The sequence below is a fragment of the uncultured Winogradskyella sp. genome (genome assembly GCF_947498345.1).
Taxonomy (GTDB): domain Bacteria; phylum Bacteroidota; class Bacteroidia; order Flavobacteriales; family Flavobacteriaceae; genus Winogradskyella.
In genome coordinates this window covers 1-18050 of the sequence record NZ_CANMJY010000007.1, presented here as the reverse complement: position 1 = coordinate 18050, position 18050 = coordinate 1, and the positions used below count along the sequence as shown (strand labels likewise).

Genomic DNA, 18050 nt, shown 5'->3' with positions numbered 1-18050 from the left:
AATCATATCATGTTTTCCTCAGACAGTAAAAAACCTAAACAACAAACAACTATGGAAACAAGTACGCAACAGAATATTATAGCGCAAGGCACAAAGATTGTTGGTGACATTGCCAGTAAAGGGCCATTTAGAATTGATGGAACGGTAGAAGGTAATGTTAAGACCTCTGGCAAAGTAGTTATTGGAAAATCTGGATTCATAAAAGGTACCTTACAAGGAGAAAATGCTGACTTTGAAGGTAAGTTTTCAGGAAAACTTATCCTTTCAGGTACATTATCCTTAAAAGCCACAGCACATATTGAAGGTGAGGTGCACACAAGTAAACTAGCCGTAGAGCCAGGAGCTACATTTAATGCTACATGTAGTATGAAAGGTACAGTAAAAGCACTACCTAATGAGCCAACTAGACCAAAACAACCAGAACAACCAGTTAAAACCGACCAAAGACCAGAAAGACAAGCTTAATACATACGCGCGTTTTTCAGGCATTGTGATACAGATGATGGCAATCATTTGTGTTGGTACATTTATAGGTATAAAGCTAGACAAGCGTTTTCCAAACGAAAACAACCTCTACACACTTTTTTTTACACTAGGTTTTGTAATTGCTTCGATTGTTTTTGTAATTAAACGTATTATTGCAGCTTCAAAAAATGATTAATAATTACAATGGAAGAATTTAAAAAAAGACAAATCACTTTTTTATTGCAATTACTTGGTGTAAGCATTTTGTTATATGCCATACATAGTTATTTATTGTATCATTTTGCAAAGGATATTACATTCTTTTTTCCTGTCTGGCAGGTTTACACCTTTCATTTAATTGTTACTCTAGCGTTTTATACTATTATAAATTATAGGTTTTCATCTGGCAAAAAAGACATTTTCAATCTATTTATGATATTAACTTTTGCAAAAATGATATTGGCTATATTATTTTTATTGCCATTATTACTTTCAGATTTTGAAAACAAGCAACCCGATGTGTTCAATTTTTTCATTCCTTATTTCCTATACTTATTCTTTGAGGTTTTTACAATAACTCGATTTCTTCAAAAGTCTTAAAACAGATTTTGAAACACCTTTAAAATCAGCACTTTTATCCGATTAAAAGCTCTTAAAAATTATAGGAAAATTATTGCTTGTCAATTCATTTAATGTTCGTACATTTGCACCGAATTTAAAGCAAGGTATTTTTAAGCCCATTAGAATGAGAATAAGCACCTTTAAAAACATAATATTATCGACATTATTTTTAACTGTTTTTAATATTGGTTTTGCCTCTGGAACTAAAGAAGGAGGAGACGACGAAAAATTCGATCCTAAAGAGATGATTTTACATCACGTTAAGGATGCCTACGGAATGCATATCGCAACCTTAAATCAAGGTAAAGAAAACGAATTTCACCTGACGATACCATTGCCTGTTATTGTTTATACAGACAAAGGCTTAACGACGTTTTCGTCTTCAGCATTTCATCATGATTATCATGGTCATGAAATCGTTGAAAGAAACGGTCAGCGTTTTGTTAATGTACACGAAAAAGTATACGTTTTAGACGAAGGCGCTAACCAAGTTGCTTTTGATGCAGAAGGACATCCTACAAATGCACACAGACCTAAATTCGACTTGTCTATTACAAGAAACGTATTTATGATGTGGGTGTCTATAGCGGTATTGTTTTTAATCTTTTTAACTGCAGCACGTCGTTATAAAAAATCTGATGACAATGTACCATCAGGTATTGCAAGTTTTGTTGAGCCTTTGGTAGTATTTGTTAGAGATGAGATTGCAAGACCAATGATTGGTGAGCATAAGTACAAAAGATATATGCCATATTTATTAACCATATTCTTCTTTATATGGATTAATAATATATTTGGATTAATTCCAATCCTTAATGGTGCTAACCTAAGTGGTAACATTGCGTTTACTTTTACTTTAGCAGCTATTACATTTATAATAACAACATTTAGTGGTAACAAAAACTATTGGAAACACATCTTTTGGATGCCAGGAGTGCCTGTGCCAATGAAAATATTTTTAATGCCAATTGAGATTATAGGTATGTTTGTTAAACCTATCTCTCTTATGATTCGTTTGTTTGCTAATATTACAGCAGGCCACGTTATTATATTAGCATTAATGTCATTAATATTTGTATTTAAAACTGTTGCTATTGCACCAGTATCTGTAGCATTCTCATTGTTTATTACAGTTATTGAGGTTATTGTAACAGCAATACAAGCATATATATTTACAATATTGTCAGCCCTTTATTTTGGGATGGCAACTGAAGAAGAGCATCATTAATTAATTTAAATTTTATATTATGACTATTACTGGAATTGCAGCTATTGGAGCTGGTTTAGCAGCTATTGGAGCTGGTGTTGGTATTGGTAAGATTGGTGGGTCAGCTATGGAAGCTATGGCGCGTCAACCAGAAATGCACGGAAAGATTCAATCTTCGGCATTAATCTTAGCAGCCTTCGTAGAAGCGGTAGCACTATTTGGTGTTGTTGTTGCTTTCTTACAAGGGTAAGACATTAAGATACAGAAGTAACGGTTGGTTACTTCTGTATTTTTAAAATTTAAGTTACTTAAAACAAAACAGAATGGATTTAATTACACCGGAATTTGGACTTGTCTTTTGGACGTTAATTACATTTTTAGTATTACTTTTTATCTTAAGAAAATTTGCCTGGAAACCTATTTTAGGTGCTGTTAGCGATAGAGAAGAGGGTATTAAAGAGGCGTTAGCATCAGCTGAAAATGCGCGCAAGGAGATGGAAAATCTTCAGGCAGATAATGAGCGTATTTTACAAGAGGCGCGTGCTGAGCGTGAAGCAATGCTTAAAGATGCTCGTGAAATAAGAGAGCAAACTATTGCTAAAGCTGAAACTGAAGCGCAAGAAAAGGCAAGTAAGATTATTGAAAAAGCGCAAGCAGCAATTGAAAGTGAAAAGAAAGCAGCAATGGCTGAGTTAAAAAGTCATGTTGCAGGATTATCAGTTGATATTGCAGAAAAAGTAGTGCGCGAAGAATTATCTAACAAAGACAAGCAATTGAAATTGGTTGAAAACATGTTAGGTGAAGCAACTTTAAACTAAGGATAAATGTCAGGATCAAGAGCAGCAGTAAGATATGCTAAAGCGGTTTTAAGCTTAGCACAAGATCAAAAAGCAGCAGAAGCAGTTAATAGTGATATGAAGCTTATTTCAGAAACTATTACGCAAAGCGATGAGCTTAGACAAATGCTTCAGAGTCCTGTTGTAAGATCTGCAGATAAGAAGTCTGTGTTATCTTCTGTATTTCCAAAAGTAAACTCAAACACAAGTAATCTTGTAGATACTTTAATTTCTAATAAGAGACTAGCGCTTTTAAATGATGTAGCTGCTAGTTATACAGAGTTATATGATCAGTTAAGAGGAAGCCAAGTCGCAACAGTTACAACAGCAGTTCCTTTAACAGCAGATTTAAAAACTAAAGTATTAGCTAAAGTAAAAGAACTTACAGGTAAGGAAGCAGAAGTAGAAAATATTGTAGATGAAAGCATTTTAGGTGGTTTCATTTTAAGAGTTGGTGATATTCAGTATAATGCTAGTATTGCAAATAAACTCGACAAATTAAAAAGAGAATTTACATTAAACTAATATGAAGACAATAAAGGTTTTAACCATAATATTTGGAATTCTATTTACATTTAATCTTCAAGCTCAAAAAGTAAAGATAAAAAAAGGTATAGCATATGTGGATGGTGTTGAATATGTGAAAGTTGAAAGAGAATCAGGTGATATGTCAATTTATTCTATTCAAGATGATGAAGAAATAATCTTTATAAAGTATCATGACCCGACACCAAACAATAAGCAGAACATGGATAGCTATGATATAGTTAGGTTTGTTGATTTTGATGTGGAGGTAGAATTGAAAGAAACTAGAAAAAAAATCATCAAAATGCTCTACAAAGGTAAAGTCATAAAAGATGGTAAAATTGATAAAGACAGGCTTAAAAAGTTTGTCACTAAATATGGTTCAGACGAATCAAGAGGTAAATTATTTATACAAAATTAAAACAGTTAGTATTTGAGACTTAGGTCAAAATATCTAACATCTAATATCTAAATAAAAGATGGCAGAAGTAAAACCAGCTGAAATATCAGCAATCTTAAAACAACAACTTTCAGGTTTTGAAGCAGGTGCTTCATTAGACGAAGTAGGAACAGTATTAACTGTAGGTGATGGTATTGTACGTGCTTACGGATTGGCTAATGCTCAATATGGGGAATTAGTAGAATTCGAAGGTGGTGCAGAAGGAATTGTACTTAACCTTGAAGAAGACAATGTAGGTATCGTATTATTAGGTGCTTCTACAGGTGTTAAAGAAGGCTCAACAGTAAAACGTACATCGCGTATCGCATCTGTAAAAGTAGGTGAAGGTATTGTAGGCCGTGTTGTTGATACTTTAGGTAATCCAATTGATGGTAAGGGTCCAATTACAGGTGAAACTTATGAAATGCCAGTAGAGCGTAAAGCACCAGGTGTTATCTATAGAGAACCAGTAACTGAACCATTACAAACAGGTATTAAGGCAATTGATGCTATGATTCCTGTAGGTAGAGGTCAGCGTGAGTTGGTAATTGGTGACCGTCAGACAGGAAAAACTACTGTTTGTATTGATACCATCTTAAATCAAAAAGAATTTTACGATGCAGGTGAGCCTGTATATTGTATATATGTAGCGGTTGGGCAAAAAGCTTCAACGGTTGCTAACATTGCAAAAACCTTAGAAGAAAGAGGAGCTTTAGCTTATACTACAATTGTAGCAGCTAACGCATCTGATCCTGCAGCAATGCAAGTATATGCACCAATGACTGGAGCTTCAATAGGTGAGTATTTTAGAGATACGGGTCGTCCGGCATTAATTATTTATGATGATTTATCTAAGCAGGCAGTTGCTTACCGTGAGGTATCTTTATTATTACGTCGTCCTCCAGGACGTGAGGCGTATCCTGGTGATGTTTTCTACTTACACTCGCGTTTATTAGAGCGTTCGGCAAAAGTCATTAATGATGACACCATTGCTAAAGAGATGAATGATTTACCAGAAAGCTTAAAACCAATGGTAAAAGGTGGTGGTTCTTTAACTGCTTTACCAATCATTGAAACACAAGCAGGTGATGTATCAGCATATATCCCAACTAACGTAATTTCTATTACAGATGGTCAAATCTTCTTAGATGGTGATTTATTTAACTCTGGTGTTCGTCCAGCAATTAACGTTGGTATTTCTGTATCTCGTGTTGGTGGTAATGCTCAGATTAAATCTATGAAGAAAGTATCTGGTACATTAAAATTAGATCAGGCACAATTCCGTGAATTAGAAGCCTTTGCTAAGTTTGGCTCAGATTTAGATGCCTCTACATTAAACGTAATTGAAAAAGGTAAACGAAACGTTGAGATCTTAAAGCAAGCTCAAAACGATCCGTTTACTGTAGAAGATCAAATTGCAATTATCTATGCTGGTTCTAAGAACTTGTTAAGAGATGTACCTGTAGATAAAGTAAAAGAATTCGAAAGAGATTTTGTTGAATTCTTAAATGCAAAGCACAGAGATACTTTAGATATATTGAAGTCGGGTAAACTAACTGATGAGGTAATTGATACATTAACAAATGTAGCTAAAGACCTTACTGGAAAGTATAGAGCTTAATAATTAAATTAATGTCACTCTGAGCCTGGTTGCGAAGAGTCTTTATAATATAAAGGATGGCAAACTTAAAAGAAATACGTAACAGAATATCATCAGTATCTTCTACGATGCAGATTACTAGTGCCATGAAAATGGTATCTGCTGCTAAGTTAAAGAAGGCTCAAGATGCCATTACTGCTATGCGTCCCTACTCTAATAAGTTAACAGAATTGCTTCAGAGTTTAAGCGCTACTTTAGATGCGGATTCTGGTAGTAAGTATTCTGTACAGAGAGAGGTCAAAAACGTTTTAGTAGTTGCAATAACTTCTAACAGAGGATTGTGTGGTGCTTTTAACTCTAACATTATTAAGAAAGTTAATGCTTTAATAAGTGATACTTATGCTGGTAAAAATGTATCTGTATTAGCGATTGGAAAAAAAGCTAATGACGCTTTTTCTAAGCATGATATGGTTATTGCTAACAAAAGTGAAGTATTTGATGCTTTAACCTTTGAAAACGTTGCTGAGATTGCTGAAATGATAATGGATAAATTTGTTGAAGGTGATTACGATAAAGTAGAGTTAGTATATAATAGCTTTAAAAATGCAGCAACTCAAATCGTAATGACTGAGCAGTTTTTACCAATTGTTCCGGTAGAAGGAGATAACGCTAATACAAATCTAGATTATATTTTTGAGCCATCGAAACAAGAAATAGTTGAGACTTTAATTCCTAAGTCTTTAAAAACACAATTGTTTAAAGGAATTAGAGATTCTTTTGCTTCAGAGCATGGTGCACGTATGACAGCAATGCATAAAGCCACCGATAACGCAACGGAGTTAAGAGATCAGCTTAAGTTAACATACAATAAAGCCAGACAAGCAGCAATCACTAACGAAATCTTAGAAATTGTTGGTGGTGCTGAGGCATTGAATAATTAAAAAATAGTATAACTCTAATATTAGAGTATAAAAAACCTCATTCTTAATTTGAATGAGGTTTTTTCGTTATAAATCTTTAAAGATAGCCACTAATAATACTAAGGCAAAAAAGGCATATCCAATGTATAAAAACCAAGCATGTTGAGCATCATCTTTAATAATGTCTATTCTGCGTTTGGTAGTAGGATCTAAAGTGTCGTTTGGTCCATAAGCTTTTTTACAATTAGAACAATATAGTTCTGTGGATTTACCTATGGCAAAAGGCAAAACTTTTAGCATAAACATTTTAGAAAACACCTTAACCATAAGAGAGTTTTCTTCTCCGCAGTGTGTGCACGATGAATTTTTAACCTTTTCTTCTGTAATTAATCTTTTAGTAGTTCCAATCATTATCTCCCTAATTAGTTAGTTTTCAAAAATAGGACAATATTTTAAAATCGAAATCAATTGAATGAATAATACAAAAATCCTACATTTTATTACAATTTATCGATTAAATATAAAAATAAACGGCAAAATAGAATATTTTTATATCTTGCTTCTCCAAATTTAACCTACTTAATAATGAAAAATCTTAAAAAGGCAACTTGCGCCATTGTTTTTGCTGTTGCGATTTCATTTACGTTTCAATGTGCTACTCCAAAAGTAGCAACAACTACATTTGAGCAACAAACCCCATTTAAAGTTAAACCTGTCTTTTTTCAAGAATGGTATGCCGGAATTAAAGTTGGCGGTACAGGAATAAACATTTTCATCCCTATTTCTGATGTTGAGCAAGATATTGCTTTCGACGAAGTTTTTTTTAGAAACCTAAGAGGGAAATTGACTAAGAAAGAGGAAGAGTACATGTCTGTTTTAAAGCACCCATCACGTCATTATACGTTTCAAAAAGCAGAAAAACCAAATGATTATCCATTTGACCTTAAAGATAACGAATGCGTAATCAGCTATATTGAAAATGGACAAACAAAGTATTATAAAATTATAGCATTAAACGAAGTTGCAGGAACCTATTATGAAGATGGACCACCATCGGTTTATGCACAAAGTACGTCTTCTGGTATGGCATCATTAGATGAAGAAGAAGATGACAACTAAGAGCGTGTTGTAAATATTAAAAAGGCCTTGTTAGTTAACAAGGCTTTTTTTATTTGAATGCCCTAAGACCCATTTATATTTAATACTTTTGAGCGACACTATAATTTTTTAGATTGAGCGGATTTAAATCTCTTTTTAAGCAGACATTTATATATGGTTTAGCAACAGTGTTACCAAGAATGCTAAGCTTTTTACTAGTGCCTTTATACACAAGCGAGGCCGTTCTTGCTAATCCAGCTGAGTACGGAAAAGTATCCGTTATCTTTTCATATTTTGTTTTATTTAATGTGGTCTTGGCTTATGGTATGGAGACCGCATTTTTTCGCTTTTTCAACAAAGAAGAAGATAAGGATAAAGTGGTAAGTACCTCTACCATTTCTTTGATGCTTTCATCTTTTGGCTTCTTCGTTTTGGCTTTAATGTTTCAAAATCAAATCGCAAGCTTTATAGATATTGATGTTAAGTATATCAATTTGGTGATTTGGATATTGCTACTGGATGCATTGGTAATCATTCCTTTTGCCTGGCTAAGAGCAAATGAGAAATCGATGCAGTATGCAATTGTCAAGATTCTTAATGTTATTATTAATATTGGTTTAAATCTATTCCTTTTATTAGCACTAAAAGACTTAGCTGAAAACAGAGGCATATTTCAAAGTATCTATAAGCCAAACTTTGAAATCAGCTATATCTTTATTGCTAATTTGGTTGCAAGTGCATTTACATTAGTAGTAATGCTCTCATTTTATATAAAGCTCAACTACAAGTTCGATAAAAAACTTTGGAAACGAATGATGCGCTATGCTATTCCGGTTTTAATTGCCGGAATTGCCTTCTCAATTAATGAAACTTTTGATAGGATCTTACTCAAGGAATTATTGCCGGCAGATGTTGCCGAAAATGATATTGGAATGTATTCAGCATGTTACAAGCTGGCCTTATTTATGACGCTTTTTGCTACAGCATACCGCTTGGGTATAGAACCTTATTTTTTTAGCCATGCTAAGACAAAGAACCCACAGAAAAATTATGCGAATATCCTGGAGTTTTTTGTAGCTTTTGGGTCGATAATACTTTTAGCTGTGGTTATATTTGCTGATGTTTTAAAGCCATTTATAATTAGAAGCGAAGCCTACTGGGAAGCCATGTGGATTGTACCAATTATATTATTGGCCAATTTCTTTTTGGGGATATATCATAACCTTTCGGTTTGGTATAAGATCACAGACAGAACCAAATTTGGAGCTTACATTTCAGTTGTCGGTGCTATAGTAACGCTAATAATCAACATTGTATTTATTGAGACTTATAGTTACAAAGCATCAGCAGTGGCAACTTTAGTGGCCTATGGTTCTATGATGTTATTATCGTATTACTATGGAAGACAATATTATCCAATACCTTACAATCTTAAAAAAATCGGATTATACTTAGTAATTTCTATAGGCTTATCGGCATTGTCTTTCTATAGATATCGAGGAGAATATGTTATAGGAATTGCAATGTTAATTGTATTTTTGGGATTAGTTATAATGTTGGAAAAGAACCAACTAAAACGATTATTAAAGAAGTAAACAAATTTATCATGCTGAGCGCAGTCGAAGTATCTTCATAGTAAACAATTATGAAAATTAAAATAATTAATAAATCCAGACACAATTTACCGCATTACGAAACCATAGCTTCAGCAGGTTTGGATTTACGTGCTAGTTTAACCGAAGCAAGAATACTTAAACCCTTAGAGCGCACTATTGTTGGCACAGGTTTATTTATAGAACTCCCAATTGGTTATGAAGCTCAAGTAAGACCAAGAAGCGGTTTAGCAGCTAAAAAAGGCATTACAGTACTAAATGCACCAGGAACTATAGATGCAGATTACAGAGGAGAAATAGGTGTTATTTTAGTAAACCTGTCTAATGAAGATTTTACAATTCAGAATGGTGAGCGAATAGCGCAATTAGTTATTGCCAAACACGAGCGTGCAGAGTGGGAGGAAGTGCAAGAACTATCCGAAACAGACAGAGGTGAAGGTGGTTTCGGAAGTACAGGTACTTCATAATTCTTGCGAAAGTAGAAATCTCATAATTAATTGTATAAGACACTGGCTGAATATATAAAAAACAAGCCCTAATTGGTTAGATTTGAGCAACAATTGAAATCTAAACTTTAAAGAAAATAAAAAAGAATAAAGAAATTCCTGTTTTAACAAGAGTAAAGTACAACCTAAAAAAGATACCCGCTTTAGCGGGCAATAGTATGAAAATAATAGTACCAATGGCGGGCAGAGGATCTCGCCTTAGACCACATAGTTTAACAGTACCAAAACCATTAATTCCTGTTGCTGGCCAACCAATAGTACATCGCTTAGTAAAGGATATCGCTAAAGTATTAAAGCAGCCTATTGAAGAAATAGCATTTGTACTAGGTGATCCTGCATTTTTTGGAGATGATGTCGTAGAAAGTTTAACGGCATTAGCCCAAGATTTAGGAGCTAAAGCATCTATTTACAGACAAGACCAGCCTTTAGGTACTGGTCATGCTATTATGAGTGCTGAGCCGTCACTTTCAGGTCCAGCAGTGATTGCTTATGCGGATACATTGATAAGAGCTGAATTCGATTTAGATCCAACAGCAGATAGTGTTATATGGACAAAACGCGTCGATAACCCTGAGGCTTATGGCGTGGTTAAATTAGATGAAAACGAAAATATCGTAGAGTTAGTTGAAAAACCAGAATCGTTTGTAAGCGACCAGGCAGTTATAGGGGTTTATTATTTTAAAGATGTTGCCGTTTTAAAAGGAAAACTTCAAGAAGTATTGGATGAAAATGTAATGAATGGCGGTGAATATCAAATTAATGATGGCATCAAGCGTATGATGGCAGACGGCAAAATATTTAAAACAGGAACAGTGGATGAATGGATGGATTGTGGTAATAAGAATGTAACCCTAGAGACCAATGCAAAAATGTTAGGTTTTTTAACTTCTGACAATGAAGAACAACTGGTGCATGATTCTGTAATATTAGAAAACGCTAATATTATTGCGCCTTGTTTTATTGGAGAAGGAACGATTTTACGCAATACATCTGTTGGACCAAACGTTTCTATTGGTAAAAATTGTGTTATTGAAGATTCAAGCGTTAAAAATAGCTTAATTCAAAACCAAACCAATATCAAAAACGCTAATTTAGATGACGCTATGATTGGTAATTATGTAAAGTATGATGGCAACTTTACTAAAATTAGTATAGGCGATTATTCCGTATTGGAATAGAATTCCTTTTAAAAGGAATCTCATTATCTCAAGTTTGGAATAACTTTTGAAACTTTAATGGCATTCAGAGTAATAGCGAAGAATCTCTAAATGAAACTTTATAAGAAAATAGCAAGAATTTTTATGGTGCTTTTTATAGTACCAAGCTTAGCAATGGCTCAAGTTGATTTCAACAAAAGACCAGACGATGATTTAGGGAATGTTGAAGATGAATTTCAAGAGTATTTCTTTGAAGCTTTAAAGCAGAAAGGTATCGAAAACTACGATCGTGCAGTTGAAGCTCTTCATAAATGTTTAAATCTAGATAGTAAGAAACCTGTTATCTATTTCGAATTAGGTAAAAACTACAATAAGCTCAAAAATTTTGGAGCTGCTGAAGACAACCTTAAGAAGGCCATTAACATGCAACCCGATAACGAATGGTTCTTAGACGAATTATATGATGTATACTACCAACAAGATGATATTAATAATGCTATCAAAACCATAAAACAACTGGTTAAGTATCATCCAGATTACAAAGAAGATTTAGCAGCGCTGTATGTTAGGGAAAAGCGCTACAAACAGGCCTTAGAACTTTTAGATGAACTAGATCAGGAGTTAGGTGTGAGCGAAGCTAGAGATGCCATGCGAAATGATATCTATAGTATTACTGGTAACGCAGACGATCGCATAGAGAACTTAGAGCAACGTATTGCCAACAACCCTAATAACGAAGAAAATCATCTAAAACTTATATACAGATATAGTCAAACAGGTAACAAAAAGAAAGCCTATAAAGCCGCACAAAATCTTTTAAAGATAAAACCAGAATCTAAGTTTGTACACTTGGCTTTATATAAATTTTATCTTCAAGACAGAAAGGTTGAAGAAGCGATTAGCTCTGTAAAAATTGTGTTGACCAGCCCTGAGATTAATACAGATGCTAAAGCAAAAGTATTAAAGGACTTTGTAGCTTTTGTATCTAAAAACCCAGAATTCGAAGCTGATTTGGTTGACATTACAGCCTTGGTTGATAATAATAAAGATGCGCAAACACATAGCGATTTAGGCAGTTATTATTTAAAGGCTGGTGATAAGGTAAAAGCGTTATCAAACTTTAAAGAAGCCTTAAAGCAAAACCCAAACGACTTTAAACTTATTAAAGATGTATTGTTACTTCAGTTAGATCTCGAAGACCATATAGCAGTGGCAAAAGATAGTGAAGAGGCATTAGAGCTATATCCTGCACAACCTATTTTATATTTAGTTAATGGCGTTGCCAATAATAAACTTGGTAATACCCAAAAGGCAATCGATAATCTAGAAATGGGATTAGATTTCTTAATTGATAATTCTAATATGGAAGCTGATTTTTATTCAGAATTAAGTCTTGCCTATAAAGCTTTAAATAATATTAGTAAATCTGAAACGTTTGCTAAAAAGGCACAATCCCTTAAAGCCCAACAATAAATGACTAATAATCAAACATATAAACTCACTAAAATAGTTATTGCATTCGCTGTATTGCTTTTTTTGATTAATTGCAAATCAGCTAAAAGTGTTATTGCCTCTGGTGAGGCAAGTAGCAAACTTTCAGCAAAGCAAGTGATAAAACAACATCAAAAAAATGATGCAGATTTTAAAACACTAAATGGAAAAGTTAGAATTGACATCGTTCAAGGGCAAAAAGAACAAGGACATACTTTTAATCTTCGTATAGAGAAGGATAAAGTAATTTGGCTAAGTGCTTCATTCGGAATGGCGAGAATGATGATTACACCAGAAAAAGTGCGTTTTTACAATAAACTTGACAACGAGTATTTTGATGGTAACTATGAGCTTTTAAGTGATTTTGTAGGTGTAGATTTAGACTTTGATAAAGTTCAAAGCATACTTCTAGGTCAGGCCATTTATGACCTTAAGGGGGCTCTGCACTTGGTTTCGGTAAATGAAAATTCTTATGCCTTGCAGCCAAAAGATCAAAATGCACTTTTAGAACTGTTTTACTTAATCAACCCTTCACATTTTAAGATGGATAGCTTGCAATTGTTTCAACAGTTAAAGAAGCGTTTTCTACAGGTAGATTACAAATCGTACCAAGAGGTAGACAAGCAGGTTTTGCCTAAAAATATTAGAATCATAGCGGTTGAAGATGCTGACGAAGTTGCCATTACAATGGAGTTTAAATCTCTGGCAGTTAATGAAGATGTGCGTTTTCCGTTTAAGATTCCTTCAGGGTATAAAGAAATAGTTATAAAATAGCAATTGCCATTTTCAACAGAGTGAAACAAGAACGAAGAGAACTCTCATATAGATTTAAATAATGAATAAGCATTTATATACCATACTGGTTTTAGGGTTTTTACTCTCTTCAGTAAGCTTAGTTGCCCAAAGTGATAAGCAAAAAAAACTTGAAGCCAAACGCCAGCAAATTTTAAAGGAAATGAAGCAGATTAATGCTTTACTTTTCACCAAAAAGAAAGAAGAGAAGTCTGAGATTACACTTATTGAAGATATAAACTATAAAGTGAGCGTTAGACAAAATCTTATTAGAATTACCAATGAGCAAGCTAATTTATTAACTCGCGAGATTAACTCCAATCAAAAAGAGATCACAAGCCTAAGAGCACAATTACAAGAGCTTAAAGACGATTATGCAGCGATGGTTGTAAAATCATATAAAAGCAAATCAGAGCAGAGTAAAGTAATGTTTTTATTATCGTCTAGTAATTTTAAACAAGCTTATAAGAGACTTCAATATATAAGGCAATATGCCAATTATCAGAAAGAACAAGGGGAGTCTATTAAAGCTAAGACTAAAGCATTACAAGAGTTAAATATTCAATTATCAAAACAAAAAGAAGATAAGCAACAACTCATTGAAGAAAATAGAGCCGCTAAGCACCAATTAGAGAAAGAACTTAAACAACGCGAAGTGTTAATGGCATCTATTAAGTCTGATATGAGTAAGTATACAGCGCAGATAAAAAAGAAAAAACAAGAAGCAGACCGATTAGATAGAGAAATAAACCGACTGATTAGAGAAGCCATTGCTGCGTCTAATAAAAAAGCAGGAAAGAAAACATCTTCCGGAAAATTTGTATTGACACCAGAAGCCAAAAAACTGGCCTCAAATTTTGAAGCTAATAAAGGAAAATTAGGATGGCCAGTGTCTAGAGGAGTTATTAAAGCCAAATATGGTAAAGGACGTTCATTAACAGATAGCTCTGTTGAGGTAAACAATCCAGGAATTAAAATTGCAACGACATCCAATGCTGAAGTTAAAGCAGTTTTTAATGGTGAGGTTTCTGAAATATTGGTAATAAAAAGAGGTAATCCGGCAATTATGCTAAGGCACGGTAATTACCTCACTATTTATACTAACCTCTCAAAGATTTATGTAAAAAAAGGAGATAAGATAAAAACAGGGCAGGTAATAGGCCAGGTATTTACAAATAGAACCAATGGGGAAACACTTTTAGGGTTTAGAATTTACAAGAATAACCAAAAACTAAACCCGCAGTACTGGTTGTCTAAGTACTAATTATACCCTTACAACCACATAACCTCCTCGCGTCTTTTGATAATGTTTGCCATTAAAAAAGTAATAACGCTTTCCTTTTACACGAACTACTTTATATTGTCTAGGTAATTTTTTAACTACAGTTACTGAGGCAGGTTGCTTTACAACGACACGTCTTGCACAAGAACTAAAGTTTAATGCAAAAACAAGAACTAAGGTGTATACTAAATATCTCATCATTAATAAATTTGATTTAATGATAAGACCAGAGTAACCTAAAAAGGTTTAATTGTTATTTAAAAAGAGCCTTAAGTTCGGTAGCATCTGAAGGTTTCATTTTGCCTGCCAAAACTAAACTTAATTGCTTACGTCGCAAAGCTGCATCATAGCGTTCTTTTTCTAATTCAGTTTCTGGGATGAGCTCGGGTACCTTTACAGGCCGTCCTGTTTCATCAACGGCAACAAAGGTATAAATCGCTTCATTGGCTTTAATACATTCGCCAGATTCTCTATCCTCAATCCAAACATCCATATATACTTCCATAGAAGACGAAAATGCACGCGACACCTTAGCCTCAATAGTTACTACACTTCCTAACGGTACAGATCTATTAAATGCCACATGGTTTACAGAAGCTGTTACAACAATACGACGCGAATGGCGCCTTGCCGCAATACTTGCAGCACGATCCATACGTGCTAGTAATTCACCACCAAAAAGGTTATTAATAGGATTGGTTTCACTGGGTAAAACTAAGTCTGTGACTACAGTTTTAGACTGAAATGCGGTTTTGGATTGCATAGCGCTTTAAAATTTCTGCAAAGATAAGCCGATTTTAGATGGTGTATTACAATTTTAGATATAAAAGTAAACTTTTATTATGTGTTAAAGTACAGTGGAGGTGTTTCTACAGGAAGGAAATTAATCTAATTTTTTAATTAGCAACCAGGCATCCTTATTGTGCTCACGACGGATTTTATAAAGTGCACGATGTGCTTCAAGTCTGGTTTCAAAACTTTGATACACTACTTCATGAAGACCATAACGGTTTTTACCAATCTTTCGCGCTTTATAACCTTTAGCTCTAAGTTGATTCACTTTTTTATCAGAATTGGCTTCAATCCTAAAAGCACCAGCAACAATATGGTAATTACCCGTTTGCTTTTCTAGCGATAATGTAGCAGCAGGTAAAGGATTACTAATAAAAAATGTGGCTTCTTGTACTCTGGCATCCAATTCTGCATTGGCTTCTTCTTGGGCTAATTGATTATGGTTTTCTATAGTATTGTTATAGTATTGAACCGCTCCGTAACCACCTAAACCTAAAACAATCACTGCGGCTGCGGCATATTTTAACCAGACGTTGCCCGAACGTTTTTCTGGAGTAAGCGCAATAGGAGCAACCTCTTCAATTGCTTCTATGGTTTCTTTATATACCTCGCGCTTAATATCAGAAGATGTAAAATGTGATAAACCAAAAGCATCGGTTAAGTAATTAATGTGGCTAGAAGGATTAAATACAATTTTACCATCTGCATTTAAAACAAGTTCACCAATGTTTTTAAATTGAATAGTTTCTCCTTCAATTAAATACGATTTAATAGCTCTTACGTGTTTAGCAATTTTACTGACCGCAGTCTCATAAGGTATTTTTTCAATCTCGGCGACATAATTACCCAATAAGCCATCGTTGTTTTGTAATTGTTCGTTAAACGACAATACTTTTTTCGGAGGATAAAACGTATGTGTAGAATCGTGAACCTTAGCAGAAACACGAGTCGTTAAAAACGCGCCAAAGTCAGGTATAGTTACACACTCGTAACGATAAAGTAAATCACTGATGTAAGCCTCTAATTGCATATAAGAACAAAGTTAAAAATTTTTGAAAGTGATAAAAATATAGTGCCATTTAGTTATTAACATCAGAAAAATTTAGTTTCTTGTACGTTTGAAATCAACGCTTTAAGATGACCGAACACCAATTAATTTTTGCTTTAGCTTTACAGCATGTACCTAAAATAGGGGCAACTACAGCTAAAAAATTAATTAACCATTGTGGTTCTGCTGAGGCGGTTTTAAAAGAGAAAAAGACAAACCTTTTAAAGATCGCTGGTATTGGTTCTATAACTATTGAAGGTCTTTTTGATACCATCCATTTAGAAGCCGCAGAAGATGAATTGAGGTTTATTAAAGACCAGGGGATAACGGCACATTATTTTACCGAAGAGACCTATCCCGAAAAATTAAAGCATTGCATTGATGGGCCCATTGTGCTGTTTCAATCCGGAACTATTAATTTAAAACAACAACCTATAATTAGCATTGTTGGTGCTCGAAAAATCACAACTAATGGTATTGCATTTTGCGAAAAATTGGTAGACACCTTGTCTCCATATAATCCAGTAATCGTTTCGGGATTTGCATACGGTACAGATATTACAGCGCAAAAGGCAGCAGTAAAACATAATTTACAGACTATTGGTTGTCTGGCACATGGTTTAAACCAGATCTACCCTAAGGCCCATAAAAAATATGTAGCAGATGTTGAAAGACATGGTGGGTTTTATACCGATTTTTGGAGTACGGATGTTTTTGACAGAAACAACTTTTTAAAACGAAACCGCATTATAGCAGGATTAAGTGAAGCCACTATAGTTATAGAGTCTGCAGAAAAAGGAGGTAGCTTAGTTACAGCTGATATTGCTAATTCTTACGACAGAGAAGTCTTTGCTGTGCCAGGCAGAACCACGGACAGTCAAAGTGTGGGGTGTAATAATCTCATAAAGTTTCAAAAAGCACATTTATTATCTCAACCTATGGATGTGCCTTATTTATTAAACTGGCAATTAGAAAATGATAGAAAACCTGTTGTGCAAAAACGACTGTTTGTAGAATTAGAACCCGATGAAAAAATAATTTATAACTACCTAAAAAGCAATAATAAAGCACTACTAGATGTCATTGCTTTAGAATGTAATATTCCATCGTATAAACTTGCAGGTTTACTTCTTAATATGGAATTAAAAAGTGTTGTAAGGCCTTTACCTGGTAAGATATTTACACTTGCGTAAAACGCGCAGATAGTTTACAATCAACGGTTTATCTTCTGCGACGAGGTAGTATAATTTTTACCATAATTACCCTTTAATTTAATCTCCAAAGATCACTTTACACCAAGCAAAATGCTTAGTATTTTAAAGCAAAATGCTCTGTGTAAAGTCAAGAAGCCACTCTAACTTTATGACCTAATTTCGACCTAACTGAACTAAGCAGTTAAAATTTATTGCTAAAGGGGTATTAGTGTAAACACATAAAATTCCTACACTTTTTTGAGTTGGTCGATAAAACATAAATCGTTAAGACCTTTTTCTATGAAAACACATTTCAAAACCCTGTTAGGTATCTTTATGCTCACATTTTCAATTGGCATTTGGGCACAAGAGCCTCCTAATGTTATTCCCCCTTCCCCTGAAGTTGCTTCGCTGATAGGGCATTCCCAGACGCAGGTATCGCACTATACAGGCTTGCCAGGTATT

General features: G+C 34.1%; 22 protein-coding genes. 18 read left to right on the top strand and 4 right to left on the bottom strand.

Annotated features, from left to right (window positions below; genetic code table 11):
* Positions 1-9: 9 nt before the first annotated feature.
* The 10 genes from Q0912_RS10435 to atpG all read left to right on the top strand — a co-directional run bounded on the left by Q0912_RS10435 (position 10) and on the right by atpG (position 6634).
* Positions 10-465 (top strand): polymer-forming cytoskeletal protein, encoded by a 456-nt coding sequence (locus Q0912_RS10435; RefSeq protein WP_299114791.1) that lies wholly within the window; start codon positions 10-12, stop codon positions 463-465.
* Positions 395-661, top strand: a complete 267-nt coding sequence (locus tag Q0912_RS10430; protein ID WP_299114790.1) for an AtpZ/AtpI family protein — start codon at positions 395-397, stop codon at positions 659-661. The genes Q0912_RS10435 and Q0912_RS10430 overlap by 71 nt, the downstream gene beginning before the upstream one ends.
* Positions 662-669: 8 nt before the next feature.
* A complete protein-coding gene (locus tag Q0912_RS10425) occupies positions 670-1065 on the top strand; it encodes a hypothetical protein (RefSeq protein WP_299114788.1) in 396 nt (131 codons plus the stop codon).
* A gap of 145 nt (positions 1066-1210) precedes the next feature.
* Positions 1211-2314, top strand: a complete 1104-nt coding sequence (atpB, locus tag Q0912_RS10420; protein ID WP_299114786.1) for a F0F1 ATP synthase subunit A — start codon at positions 1211-1213, stop codon at positions 2312-2314.
* Between the two features lie 19 nt (positions 2315-2333).
* On the top strand, positions 2334-2543 hold the full coding sequence (gene atpE, locus Q0912_RS10415) for an ATP synthase F0 subunit C (RefSeq protein WP_034042296.1): 210 nt from the start codon (positions 2334-2336) through the stop codon (positions 2541-2543).
* Positions 2544-2616: 73 nt separating this feature from the next.
* Entirely contained in the window at positions 2617-3111 is a 495-nt protein-coding gene (locus Q0912_RS10410) for a F0F1 ATP synthase subunit B (RefSeq protein ID WP_299114784.1), read from the top strand.
* A gap of 6 nt (positions 3112-3117) precedes the next feature.
* A complete protein-coding gene (gene atpH / locus Q0912_RS10405) occupies positions 3118-3654 on the top strand; it encodes an ATP synthase F1 subunit delta (protein ID WP_299114782.1) in 537 nt (178 codons plus the stop codon).
* 1 nt (position 3655) lies between these two features.
* A complete protein-coding gene (locus Q0912_RS10400; RefSeq protein ID WP_299114780.1) occupies positions 3656-4075 on the top strand; it encodes a hypothetical protein in 420 nt (139 codons plus the stop codon).
* A gap of 58 nt (positions 4076-4133) precedes the next feature.
* The gene (atpA, locus tag Q0912_RS10395) at positions 4134-5714 is read left to right on the top strand and encodes a F0F1 ATP synthase subunit alpha (RefSeq protein WP_299114778.1); all 1581 of its coding nucleotides are present in this window, start codon (positions 4134-4136) and stop codon (positions 5712-5714) included.
* Between the two features lie 56 nt (positions 5715-5770).
* Entirely contained in the window at positions 5771-6634 is an 864-nt protein-coding gene (gene atpG / locus Q0912_RS10390; RefSeq protein ID WP_299114776.1) for an ATP synthase F1 subunit gamma, read from the top strand.
* 66 nt (positions 6635-6700) lie between these two features.
* Here atpG and Q0912_RS10385 read toward each other — a convergent pair whose 3' ends face one another.
* Positions 6701-7024: a hypothetical protein gene (locus Q0912_RS10385; RefSeq protein ID WP_299114774.1), complete on the bottom strand. Its 324-nt coding sequence runs from the start codon at positions 7022-7024 to the stop codon at positions 6701-6703.
* Positions 7025-7198: 174 nt separating this feature from the next.
* On the opposite strand from Q0912_RS10385, the gene Q0912_RS10380 reads away from it, so the two are divergent.
* From Q0912_RS10380 to Q0912_RS10350, 7 genes are all read left to right on the top strand, one after another.
* A complete protein-coding gene (locus tag Q0912_RS10380) occupies positions 7199-7732 on the top strand; it encodes a hypothetical protein (RefSeq protein WP_299114772.1) in 534 nt (177 codons plus the stop codon).
* A gap of 113 nt (positions 7733-7845) precedes the next feature.
* On the top strand, positions 7846-9306 hold the full coding sequence (locus Q0912_RS10375; RefSeq protein WP_299114770.1) for an oligosaccharide flippase family protein: 1461 nt from the start codon (positions 7846-7848) through the stop codon (positions 9304-9306).
* A 50-nt stretch (positions 9307-9356) separates the two neighbouring features.
* Positions 9357-9791 carry a dUTP diphosphatase gene (dut, locus tag Q0912_RS10370; protein ID WP_299114768.1) on the top strand — a complete coding sequence of 145 codons (435 nt, stop codon included), beginning with the start codon at positions 9357-9359 and terminating at the stop codon, positions 9789-9791.
* A 197-nt stretch (positions 9792-9988) separates the two neighbouring features.
* On the top strand, positions 9989-11008 hold the full coding sequence (locus tag Q0912_RS10365) for a sugar phosphate nucleotidyltransferase (RefSeq protein ID WP_299114766.1): 1020 nt from the start codon (positions 9989-9991) through the stop codon (positions 11006-11008).
* 90 nt (positions 11009-11098) lie between these two features.
* A complete protein-coding gene (locus Q0912_RS10360) occupies positions 11099-12460 on the top strand; it encodes a tetratricopeptide repeat protein (RefSeq protein WP_299114764.1) in 1362 nt (453 codons plus the stop codon).
* Positions 12461-13252, top strand: coding sequence for a DUF4292 domain-containing protein (locus Q0912_RS10355; RefSeq protein ID WP_299114762.1), 792 nt, complete (start codon positions 12461-12463; stop codon positions 13250-13252). It abuts the gene before it with no gap.
* A 61-nt stretch (positions 13253-13313) separates the two neighbouring features.
* Complete coding sequence (locus Q0912_RS10350) at positions 13314-14534, top strand: peptidoglycan DD-metalloendopeptidase family protein (protein ID WP_299114760.1); 1221 nt, start codon at positions 13314-13316, stop codon at positions 14532-14534.
* Here Q0912_RS10350 and Q0912_RS10345 read toward each other — a convergent pair whose 3' ends face one another.
* From Q0912_RS10345 to Q0912_RS10335, 3 genes are all read right to left on the bottom strand, one after another.
* The gene (locus Q0912_RS10345) at positions 14535-14753 is read right to left on the bottom strand and encodes a DUF6515 family protein (protein WP_299114758.1); all 219 of its coding nucleotides are present in this window, start codon (positions 14751-14753) and stop codon (positions 14535-14537) included.
* 52 nt (positions 14754-14805) lie between these two features.
* Complete coding sequence (locus Q0912_RS10340) at positions 14806-15315, bottom strand: acyl-CoA thioesterase (RefSeq protein ID WP_299114756.1); 510 nt, start codon at positions 15313-15315, stop codon at positions 14806-14808.
* Between the two features lie 120 nt (positions 15316-15435).
* Positions 15436-16374 (bottom strand): SPOR domain-containing protein, encoded by a 939-nt coding sequence (locus tag Q0912_RS10335; protein WP_299114754.1) that lies wholly within the window; start codon positions 16372-16374, stop codon positions 15436-15438.
* A 107-nt stretch (positions 16375-16481) separates the two neighbouring features.
* Here Q0912_RS10335 and dprA point away from each other — a divergent pair, with 107 nt between their 5' ends.
* The gene (gene dprA / locus Q0912_RS10330) at positions 16482-17585 is read left to right on the top strand and encodes a DNA-processing protein DprA (RefSeq protein WP_299114752.1); all 1104 of its coding nucleotides are present in this window, start codon (positions 16482-16484) and stop codon (positions 17583-17585) included.
* The last annotated feature ends 465 nt before the right edge of the window (positions 17586-18050 follow it).

What these genes read in the sequence shown, in the direction of transcription:
- atpA (WP_299114778.1), top strand. Translation starts at nt 4,134, where the DNA reads ATGGCAGAAGTAAAACCAGCTGAAATATCAGCAATCTTAAAACAACAA.
- Q0912_RS10400 (WP_299114780.1), top strand. Translation starts at nt 3,656, where the DNA reads ATGAAGACAATAAAGGTTTTAACCATAATATTTGGAATTCTATTTACA.
- Q0912_RS10385 (WP_299114774.1), bottom strand. Translation starts at nt 7,024, where the DNA reads ATGATTGGAACTACTAAAAGATTAATTACAGAAGAAAAGGTTAAAAAT.
- Q0912_RS10410 (WP_299114784.1), top strand. Translation starts at nt 2,617, where the DNA reads ATGGATTTAATTACACCGGAATTTGGACTTGTCTTTTGGACGTTAATT.
- Q0912_RS10380 (WP_299114772.1), top strand. Translation starts at nt 7,199, where the DNA reads ATGAAAAATCTTAAAAAGGCAACTTGCGCCATTGTTTTTGCTGTTGCG.
- dprA (WP_299114752.1), top strand. Translation starts at nt 16,482, where the DNA reads ATGACCGAACACCAATTAATTTTTGCTTTAGCTTTACAGCATGTACCT.
- atpE (WP_034042296.1), top strand. Translation starts at nt 2,334, where the DNA reads ATGACTATTACTGGAATTGCAGCTATTGGAGCTGGTTTAGCAGCTATT.
- Q0912_RS10365 (WP_299114766.1), top strand. Translation starts at nt 9,989, where the DNA reads ATGAAAATAATAGTACCAATGGCGGGCAGAGGATCTCGCCTTAGACCA.
- atpB (WP_299114786.1), top strand. Translation starts at nt 1,211, where the DNA reads ATGAGAATAAGCACCTTTAAAAACATAATATTATCGACATTATTTTTA.
- Q0912_RS10360 (WP_299114764.1), top strand. Translation starts at nt 11,099, where the DNA reads ATGAAACTTTATAAGAAAATAGCAAGAATTTTTATGGTGCTTTTTATA.
- Q0912_RS10425 (WP_299114788.1), top strand. Translation starts at nt 670, where the DNA reads ATGGAAGAATTTAAAAAAAGACAAATCACTTTTTTATTGCAATTACTT.
- atpH (WP_299114782.1), top strand. Translation starts at nt 3,118, where the DNA reads ATGTCAGGATCAAGAGCAGCAGTAAGATATGCTAAAGCGGTTTTAAGC.
- Q0912_RS10435 (WP_299114791.1), top strand. Translation starts at nt 10, where the DNA reads ATGTTTTCCTCAGACAGTAAAAAACCTAAACAACAAACAACTATGGAA.
- Q0912_RS10345 (WP_299114758.1), bottom strand. Translation starts at nt 14,753, where the DNA reads ATGATGAGATATTTAGTATACACCTTAGTTCTTGTTTTTGCATTAAAC.
- dut (WP_299114768.1), top strand. Translation starts at nt 9,357, where the DNA reads ATGAAAATTAAAATAATTAATAAATCCAGACACAATTTACCGCATTAC.
- Q0912_RS10430 (WP_299114790.1), top strand. Translation starts at nt 395, where the DNA reads ATGAGCCAACTAGACCAAAACAACCAGAACAACCAGTTAAAACCGACC.
- Q0912_RS10340 (WP_299114756.1), bottom strand. Translation starts at nt 15,315, where the DNA reads ATGCAATCCAAAACCGCATTTCAGTCTAAAACTGTAGTCACAGACTTA.
- Q0912_RS10335 (WP_299114754.1), bottom strand. Translation starts at nt 16,374, where the DNA reads ATGCAATTAGAGGCTTACATCAGTGATTTACTTTATCGTTACGAGTGT.
- Q0912_RS10355 (WP_299114762.1), top strand. Translation starts at nt 12,461, where the DNA reads ATGACTAATAATCAAACATATAAACTCACTAAAATAGTTATTGCATTC.
- Q0912_RS10350 (WP_299114760.1), top strand. Translation starts at nt 13,314, where the DNA reads ATGAATAAGCATTTATATACCATACTGGTTTTAGGGTTTTTACTCTCT.
- atpG (WP_299114776.1), top strand. Translation starts at nt 5,771, where the DNA reads ATGGCAAACTTAAAAGAAATACGTAACAGAATATCATCAGTATCTTCT.